The organism is Lysobacter enzymogenes, assembly GCF_017168095.1.
Taxonomy (GTDB): Bacteria; Pseudomonadota; Gammaproteobacteria; order Xanthomonadales; family Xanthomonadaceae; genus Lysobacter; species Lysobacter enzymogenes_D.
This window is the reverse complement of record NZ_LXSD01000491.1, coordinates 1-7000: the sequence shown is the minus strand read 5'-3', so window position 1 is coordinate 7000 and position 7000 is coordinate 1. Positions and strand designations below refer to the sequence as shown.

Here is a 7000-nt window from a genome sequence, read left to right as displayed (position 1 = left end):
CTGCATGCGGACGCGGCGCGGGCAAGCGCCGCGCGGCCGCATGCCGGCCGCCCGCGGCTCGGGACGCAGACAGCGGCCCGGCCGAGGGGCGTCAGCATCGCGGCGCGGCCGGCGCCGAAACCGGGCCGGGTTCTCAACTTCACCTTTGCTTACAAACGCCGTGCGCGGCGTGGCCGCGTGGGTGAACGGGCGCGGCGATGCCCGCGTTCGGAATCGGCGTCGCAGTTCCGCGTTCGGCCCGGCGGCGCCGGCGGCGGGGCCCGGCGGGGAGCCGTATACGCTGGGCTATCCTGCGTCGCTTACGTCACTGTGTTGAGGAAATGGATCGGTCCTGGCGCCTACTGTGGCAGACCCTGCTGGCCCTGTTGGGTCTGAGCGCAGCGGCGCTGGCGTGCGCGCAGCCGTTCGCGGTCGCGCGGCTCGGGCCCGGCGTGGATCCGCCGTTGGCGCAGGTGCTGTCGGGGCGGCTGGACGCGCGCTTCGCGCCGCAGCAGGGCGAGCGCATCGTCTATCCCGACCGCAAGCCGCAATGGCTGCGCCTGGTCGCCACCGCCGATGTCGGCGAGGACGAACTGCCGCAGCTGGTGATCGACCAGCCCTACCGCAAGTTCTTCGACATCTGGCGCCACCGCGACGCCGACCCGGTGCGGCGCGCGCTGCACGGCCGCGGCAGCGAGTTCCAGCATTCCTCGCGGTTCGTGGTCTATCCGCTGGAAGGCGGGCTGCGCAAGGGCGAGGTGATCTACCTGCGCACCTGGGCGACCGAGTTCACCCCTTCGACCCTGCGCATCGAGCCGCTGGCCCAGGTCCACCGCCAGGACATGAGCCACGTCGCCCTGCGCAGCGTGGTGCTGACCGCGCTCGGCGCGACCGCGATCCTCGCCTTCGGTTTCTGGGTCGGCCTGCGCGAGCGCGGCTATGCCTACCTGTCGCTGACCTTGCTGGTGCAGACCGTCAACCTGGCGGTGGAGGGTGGCGAGATCCGCATGCTGCCGTGGTTCCAGGACGTGCTGCCCAACCGCCGCACCAACGTCGTGCTCAACACCGCGGCGGTGATCGCCAGCGTGCGCTTCCTGGTGTTCTACCTGGACCTGCGCGCGACCCAGCCCGCGGTGACGCGCATGCTCAACGCATGCAGCTGGGTGCTCGGCGCGCTGCTGCTGGTGTCGCTGGTGCACACCTGGAGCTTCAGCGCCAGCTTCGGCAACCTGGTGCTGCTGGCGGTGATCCTGACGGTCGCCTATGCCAGCGCGGTGGCGATCGCCCAGCGCCAGCGCGAGGCCTATTTCCTGCTCGCCGCGTGGGCGCCGCTGCTGGCGGTGCTGGTGGTGCTGGTCGGCGGCTTCCAGCGCTGGTGGCCGATGTTCGCCTGGCTCGAATACGCCTACCCGGTCGGCCTGGTGTTCGGCGGCCTGGGCCTGCTGCTGGGCCTGGCGGCCAAGCTGCAGAAGCTGCGCCACGACCACGACACCGCCAAGCACCGCGCCACCTACGACCGCCTGACCAGCGTGATGAACCGGCAGGCGATCGAGCAGACGCTGCGCGACGCCATCCACGACGCCCACCGCACCCGCCGTCCGCTGACCGTGGTGTTCTTCGACATCGACCACTTCAAGCGCATCAACGACCAGCACGGCCACAGCGCCGGCGACGAAGCCCTGCGCTCGGTCGCCGAGCGCACCCGCCAGCGCCTGCGTTCGACCGACCTGTGCGGCCGCTACGGCGGCGACGAGATCCTGGTCGGCCTGCCCGGCACCCGCCTCGAGCAGGGGCTGGTCGTGGCCGAGCACCTGCGCCGCGCGGTCGGCGCCAATCCGCCCAGCGTCAACGGCCAACCGCTCAACCTGAGCCTGAGCATGGGCGTGGCCGAACTGCGCGCCGGCGAGAGCTACGAACAATTGCTCGAACGCGCCGACGCGGCGCTGTACGCGAGCAAGGCCGGCGGACGCGACCGGGTCACCGTGCAGCAGGCCACGGGCGAGGAAGTGCCGATCTGACCGTCGCGCGCGGCGCGCCCGCTCAACCGCGTTGCAGCGCCCGCGCCACCGCCTCCAGCCCGCGCCGCGCCTGCGCGCGCTCGCTGCCGGCGAAGCCGAACACCAGGCCGCCGCGTCCGCGGTTTGCGTATTTCGACAGCGGGTGCACGATCGTGCCGGCCGCCGCACAGGCCGCGGCCACGGCGCGGTCGTCCAGCGCCGCGGCGGCGTCGGTGAAGCGCGCCGCCACATGCAGGCCGGCCAGCGCCGGGCCGAAATGCAGCCAGCGCTGCAGTGCGCGGGCTTCGTCGAGAAACGCCAGCCGGCGCCGGTCGTAGGCGGCGCGGGTCTTGCGCAGGTGCGAGCCGAGGTGGCCTTCGTCGATGAACGCCGCCAGCGCGCCCTGCATGAGCAGCGCGGTGTGGCCGTCGGCGATGTGCTTGGCGTCGACGAAGGCATCCACCAGCGGCTCGGGCACGATCGCGTAGGCGATGCGCAGCGCCGGAAACAGGATCTTGTTGAAGCTGCCGATGTAGACCGTGCGGCCGCGCTCGTCCATGCCTTGCAGCGAGGCGATCGGCCGGCCTTCGTAACGATAGTCGCCGTCGTAGTCGTCTTCGAGCACATAGGCGTCGCGCTGGTGCGCCCAGTCGAGCAGGGCGCGGCGGCGCGGCAGCGACAGTTCGACGCCGAGCGGGTATTGATGCGCCGGCGTGACATAGGCCAGGCGCGCGTCGGGCGCGGCGCGCAGGCCGGCGGCGACGTCGAGGCCGTCGTCGTCGACGGCGACATCGACCACCTCCAGCCCGGCGCTGCGCAATCCGTGCCGCACCGGCGGATAGCCGGGCGATTCGCACCAGGCCCGGTCGCCCGGATCGGCCAGCACCTTCGCCGCCAGCTCGACGGCCTGCTGGGTGCTGGTGACGACGATCACCTGCTCGGGCGAACAGCGCACCGCGCGCATCGCCGCGGCGTGCGCGGCGATCGCGCGGCGCAGCGCCGGCAGGCCGTTGCTGGCGCCGTAGTGCCAGTAGCCGTCGCCCGGCCGCGCGGCTTCGCGTTGCAGCAGGCGGTTCCAGATCTCGCGCGGGAACAGGTCGGTCGGCGGCAGCGACGGCGCGAACGGAATCGACGCGGCCGGCTGGTAATGGCCCGGATAGGCGCGCAAGGCGTCGGCGCGGCGCGAGAGGCGGCGCGGCGCGGTGTCGGCGGCGGCGAGGCGCTCGCGTTGCGGCTGTCGCGGCGGCGCATCGCGCTCGGGCAATTGCGCGGCGACGTAGCTGCCGGCGCCGCGGCGGCGCACGATGTAGCCGTCGGCGGCGAGTTGATCCAGGGCCCAGTCGACGGTGTTGCGGGCGACGCCGAGATCGCGCGCGAGAGTGCGGCCGGACGGCAGGCGCGCATTCGGCGCCAGCGCGCCGCTGAGGATGGCGGTGCGGATGCGCTCGCCGATGCGCGCGTAGGCGGGCTGGCCGGCGTCGCGGTCCAGGCCGGTGACATCGACGCTGAATACGGAGCCGGCATGCTTGGCCATGCCGGTAGCGTAGCCGGTCCGCGCGCGCGGCGGGGATGAGGGATGTCATACGGGCGGCGGGCGCGCGTCGCCAAGCCCGCGCAGGACGCAGAGGATCTCGGCCTCCCCGCGTTCGCGTGGACGAGGGTTCGAGATCCCCTCAGCCGCGCTCAGGCCCCGACCCGGGTGTGCTCCATCTTCCAGTTGGTTTCCCACTGCTTGCCGTCCAGCGAGAACGCCTGCTCCCAGCGCGCGTGATCGGCATCGATGCGGGTCCAGCGGAAACGCACCTTGACCGGCCGGCCTTCGTCGTGGTCTTCGCCGTAGAACTCGCCGCGGTCGCCGTCGAAGCCGCCGGCCACCGGAGGGAACAGCTGGCCGGTGCTGCTGTTGATCCAGTACAGGTACCAGCGCTGCTCCTCGAGATTGAACACGCGCAGGGTCATGCCCTGCCAGCCCTTGGTCGGGAACACGCCTTCGTCGAGATTGACGATGCCGCCCATGCGGCTCTCGCAGCGCAGCGAGGCGGGGAACTCGTCCCAGTCGCGGCTGCCGACCCAGCGCCGCTTGAGGCGGTAGTTGCGGAAGTTCCACGCGCCGACGAAGAAGTCGAAGTCGTGGACGCTGCCGGTCGGCAGCGCCAGATCGGTGCCGGGCAGCGTCTTGGCGGCGCCGGTGGCGGCGGTCGCGCGGGCGAGCGGGGCCAGGCTCAGCACGGCGGTGCCGGCGAGCGCGTCGAAGAGGATGCGGCGGCGCGATGGGGAAGTCGGTGCAGGCATGCGGGCGATTCGCGGGAACGGGCTTGCACGGTGCGCGCGGCGGGGCGAGGGCGACAGGGCCATTCATGCCGTCGGCGCACGGCCACTGCCGGCGGCGGCGAGATTCGACCGCGGCGATGCCCGGTTACGACTCCAGCCGCCTCGCCCTGCCGACCCTTGGGTCGCGCATCCGCGATTGAGTGTGACTGCGGCCGGATTTGGCTGAAATCTGAATCGCTCCCTTGCCTCAGCGCATCGATGCTTTTATTCAGCTGATTCAGTGCCTTGAGCGCGACGGAGGCCTCCCGCCGAGCTTTACCGGGTACCCACGCGCTGGGTGGCCAGCGCCTGCTGACGCAGATGCGCTTCGGCACAGGGCGGGCCGCAATAAAGGCGCGCCCGGTCGGCCGCCTCGAACGGCTCCAGGCATTCGCGATTGAGGCAGTGGCCGCGCGCCGCCGGACGCGGCTGGGTTTCGGCCCGCCGTCGTTGCGCCAGCAGCGACTGCGCCAGATTGATGGCTTCGAAATGTTGCGCTTGATCGATGAGATCGGACATGAGGCATTCCCGATGCGCCGAGGCGTTGCGCGCGTCGGCGGGGCGGCGCGACGGGCGTCGGCCGGAACGGCAGCCAGGATTCCATCGCCGCGTCGCACCGAGCGAAACTGATCGCCAGCACAACGCCGCGAATCCGCATCGGCGTAATCCGGGACGCCGTCGCAGGCGCTGCACCGGCGCTCGGCTAGATTGGCTCATCGCTGCATGCATTCCGCCGATGAGAGGCCGCCATGAGCACGCACACCGTTTCCGCCGCGCAGGCCGACCGCGCGATCCAGGCCCTGCATAACGCGACCTGGTTCGCGTTGTGCGAAGGCGACCGCTACACCGCGATGGGCCGCAAGGCGGTGGCCAATTCGTTCTACAACCTGCTGCCGATGCTGGCGGAGATCCGCCGGGCCATCGTCGAGGCGCCGGCCGCGCAGAACGACGTCGAAGCGCGGTTGCGCCTGGTGGCGGTGGCCGCCGACGCGGCCGCGGACGACGAAGGCGCGGCGCCGGCGAACGATTGAGCGTCGCGCGAGGTTCGTCGTCGCGATCGCGGCGAGCGGCGGGGCCGCGAACTTGCGTTGCGCCGTCCCGGCGCGCGCGACCGCGACCGAGGACCCGTGACCTATGGCCCCAGCCGCGCGCGGCCGCTCGGGTTAGTCTGCGGCGCATACGAAAACGGAGCGTTCCGATGTTCGCACGCGCAAGCAAGGCGGCCCGCGCCGCGCGATGCACCGCCGTGGCGATCGCGGCGATGTCGGCCGCGGTCGCGGCCGGCCAGCCCGCCGCGCCGCCGCTGCCGGAGGGGCAGGCGCTGACCGATTTGGTCGCCGGGCTGGATACGCAGTTGTTCGACTCGTTCAACCGCTGCGCCGATCCGGCCCAGCTCGCCCGCCATGCGGCGCTGTTCGACGAGAAGGTGGAGTTCTACCACGACCGCGGCGGCGTCACCTGGACTCGCGAGCGCATGCTGGAAAACACCCGGCGCAACGTGTGCGGCAAGATCCGCCGCGAACTGGTGCAAGGCAGTTTGCGGGTGTATCCGTTGCCCGGATTCGGCGCGATGGAGATCGGCGAGCATCGCTTCTGCGCGCCGGACGGCGGCGCGTGCGCGGGCCGCGGCGAGTTCGTCGTGCTCTGGCATCGCGACGGCGACGCCTGGCGGGCGACGCGCGTGCTCAGCTACGCGCATCGCGCCGAGCCCGGCGCGCGCTGATTCCCGCGCGCCGCCGCCGCGCTCGCGGTTCGTCCGTCGAGTCGCGCCGGCGCGCGTTCGCGGCAGCGCTCATGCGTACCCGGCCGCGCGCGCGATCCGCCACAGGCCGTGGCAGAAGGCGGTGTCGCCTTCGACGATGTAATGCGGGCAGCCGTAACGGCGCAGCGCCAGCGCGTAGATCGCCGCCAGGCGGGCGTCGCCGACGATGGCGGTTTCGCAGTTCGCGCCGTCGGCCGCCAGCGCGCTCAGGCATTCGTAGCCGATCAGCAAGCCCGACAGGAACGCCGGCAGCTCTGCGGCCGGCGCGGCGTCGCGCATCTGCCGTGCGTGCGCGCCGGACAGCTCGTGCTGCCAGTCCGGATGCGTGCGAGCGGCGTCCAGGCCGAGCAGGAAACCGCGTTCGGACCAGGCGCGCGTCGGCGGGCTGTGCGCTGGCAGGCTTCGTTCGAGCAGCGACGTGCAGCGCTCGCCGGTCGCGTAGCCGGAACATCCGGTCATGGCGCCATCGCTCAGCCGCAGCCAGCGGCTGTGCGGACCCGGCGCGACCGCGCGCGCGGTGCCCGGCGGAACGCCCAGGGCCTGGGTTTCCGCGCCGCGCATGACGTCGGCGACACCGGTGGCGACGGCAACGCCGGGAACGATCGCGGCGCGTCGGCCACGGAATCGCAGCGGTTGCAGCCGCGCCGCGAGCGCGGCGGCATCGGCCGGCAGCGGCGCGCACGGCGTTTCCTGCCAGCCGTGGCGCGCGCCGGCCATGCCGGCGAGCAGGATCGGCGCGCGGCCGTCGTCGAGATCCGCGCCCAGCAGTTCTTCGAGCGCGCCGGCGAACGCGTCCGGCGAGGCCAACGCGGACAGGCCGCGCGCGCTGCGGCGGGTGGCGAGCACGCCGCCGCGCGCGTCGAAGGCGTGCACGCGCAGATGGGTCGCGCCCCAGTCCACGCCGATCAGGGCGACGTCCGGCAGGCGCGGCCCGCGCGTTGCCGGCGGGCGG

General features: G+C 72.6%; 7 protein-coding genes. 3 read left to right on the top strand and 4 right to left on the bottom strand.

The window, feature by feature from the left end; translation table 11 throughout:
• Positions 1–320 precede the first annotated feature (320 nt).
• Positions 321–1997: a sensor domain-containing diguanylate cyclase gene (locus A7A76_RS20225; protein ID WP_206412999.1), complete on the top strand. Its 1677-nt coding sequence runs from the start codon at positions 321–323 to the stop codon at positions 1995–1997.
• Between the two features lie 22 nt (positions 1998–2019).
• On the opposite strand, the gene A7A76_RS20220 is transcribed toward A7A76_RS20225, so the two are convergent.
• The 3 genes from A7A76_RS20220 to A7A76_RS20210 all read right to left on the bottom strand — a co-directional run bounded on the left by A7A76_RS20220 (position 2020) and on the right by A7A76_RS20210 (position 4805).
• Entirely contained in the window at positions 2020–3510 is a 1491-nt protein-coding gene (locus A7A76_RS20220; RefSeq protein WP_206412998.1) for a PLP-dependent aminotransferase family protein, read from the bottom strand.
• A gap of 149 nt (positions 3511–3659) precedes the next feature.
• On the bottom strand, positions 3660–4268 hold the full coding sequence (locus A7A76_RS20215) for a hypothetical protein (RefSeq protein WP_206412997.1): 609 nt from the start codon (positions 4266–4268) through the stop codon (positions 3660–3662).
• A 294-nt stretch (positions 4269–4562) separates the two neighbouring features.
• A complete protein-coding gene (locus A7A76_RS20210; RefSeq protein WP_206412996.1) occupies positions 4563–4805 on the bottom strand; it encodes a hypothetical protein in 243 nt (80 codons plus the stop codon).
• Positions 4806–5035: 230 nt separating this feature from the next.
• Between A7A76_RS20210 and A7A76_RS20205 the strand changes: the two genes are divergently transcribed.
• Both A7A76_RS20205 and A7A76_RS20200 read left to right on the top strand, forming a co-directional pair.
• The gene (locus A7A76_RS20205) at positions 5036–5317 is read left to right on the top strand and encodes a hypothetical protein (RefSeq protein WP_206412995.1); all 282 of its coding nucleotides are present in this window, start codon (positions 5036–5038) and stop codon (positions 5315–5317) included.
• Positions 5318–5484: 167 nt separating this feature from the next.
• Positions 5485–6009, top strand: a complete 525-nt coding sequence (locus tag A7A76_RS20200) for a nuclear transport factor 2 family protein (protein ID WP_241201075.1) — start codon at positions 5485–5487, stop codon at positions 6007–6009.
• A 69-nt stretch (positions 6010–6078) separates the two neighbouring features.
• Here the strand turns inward: A7A76_RS20200 and A7A76_RS20195 are convergent.
• A partial coding sequence (locus A7A76_RS20195) for a 2-dehydro-3-deoxygalactonokinase (protein ID WP_206412994.1) occupies positions 6079–7000 on the bottom strand: 922 nt, incomplete at its 5' end.

Excerpts from the sequence above, each read along its gene's own strand:
- A7A76_RS20225 (WP_206412999.1), top strand. The coding sequence starts at position 321 with ATGGATCGGTCCTGGCGCCTACTGTGGCAGACCCTGCTGGCCCTGTTG.
- A7A76_RS20220 (WP_206412998.1), bottom strand. The coding sequence starts at position 3,510 with ATGGCCAAGCATGCCGGCTCCGTATTCAGCGTCGATGTCACCGGCCTG.
- A7A76_RS20215 (WP_206412997.1), bottom strand. The coding sequence starts at position 4,268 with ATGCCTGCACCGACTTCCCCATCGCGCCGCCGCATCCTCTTCGACGCG.
- A7A76_RS20210 (WP_206412996.1), bottom strand. The coding sequence starts at position 4,805 with ATGTCCGATCTCATCGATCAAGCGCAACATTTCGAAGCCATCAATCTG.
- A7A76_RS20205 (WP_206412995.1), top strand. The coding sequence starts at position 5,036 with ATGAGCACGCACACCGTTTCCGCCGCGCAGGCCGACCGCGCGATCCAG.
- A7A76_RS20200 (WP_241201075.1), top strand. The coding sequence starts at position 5,485 with ATGTTCGCACGCGCAAGCAAGGCGGCCCGCGCCGCGCGATGCACCGCC.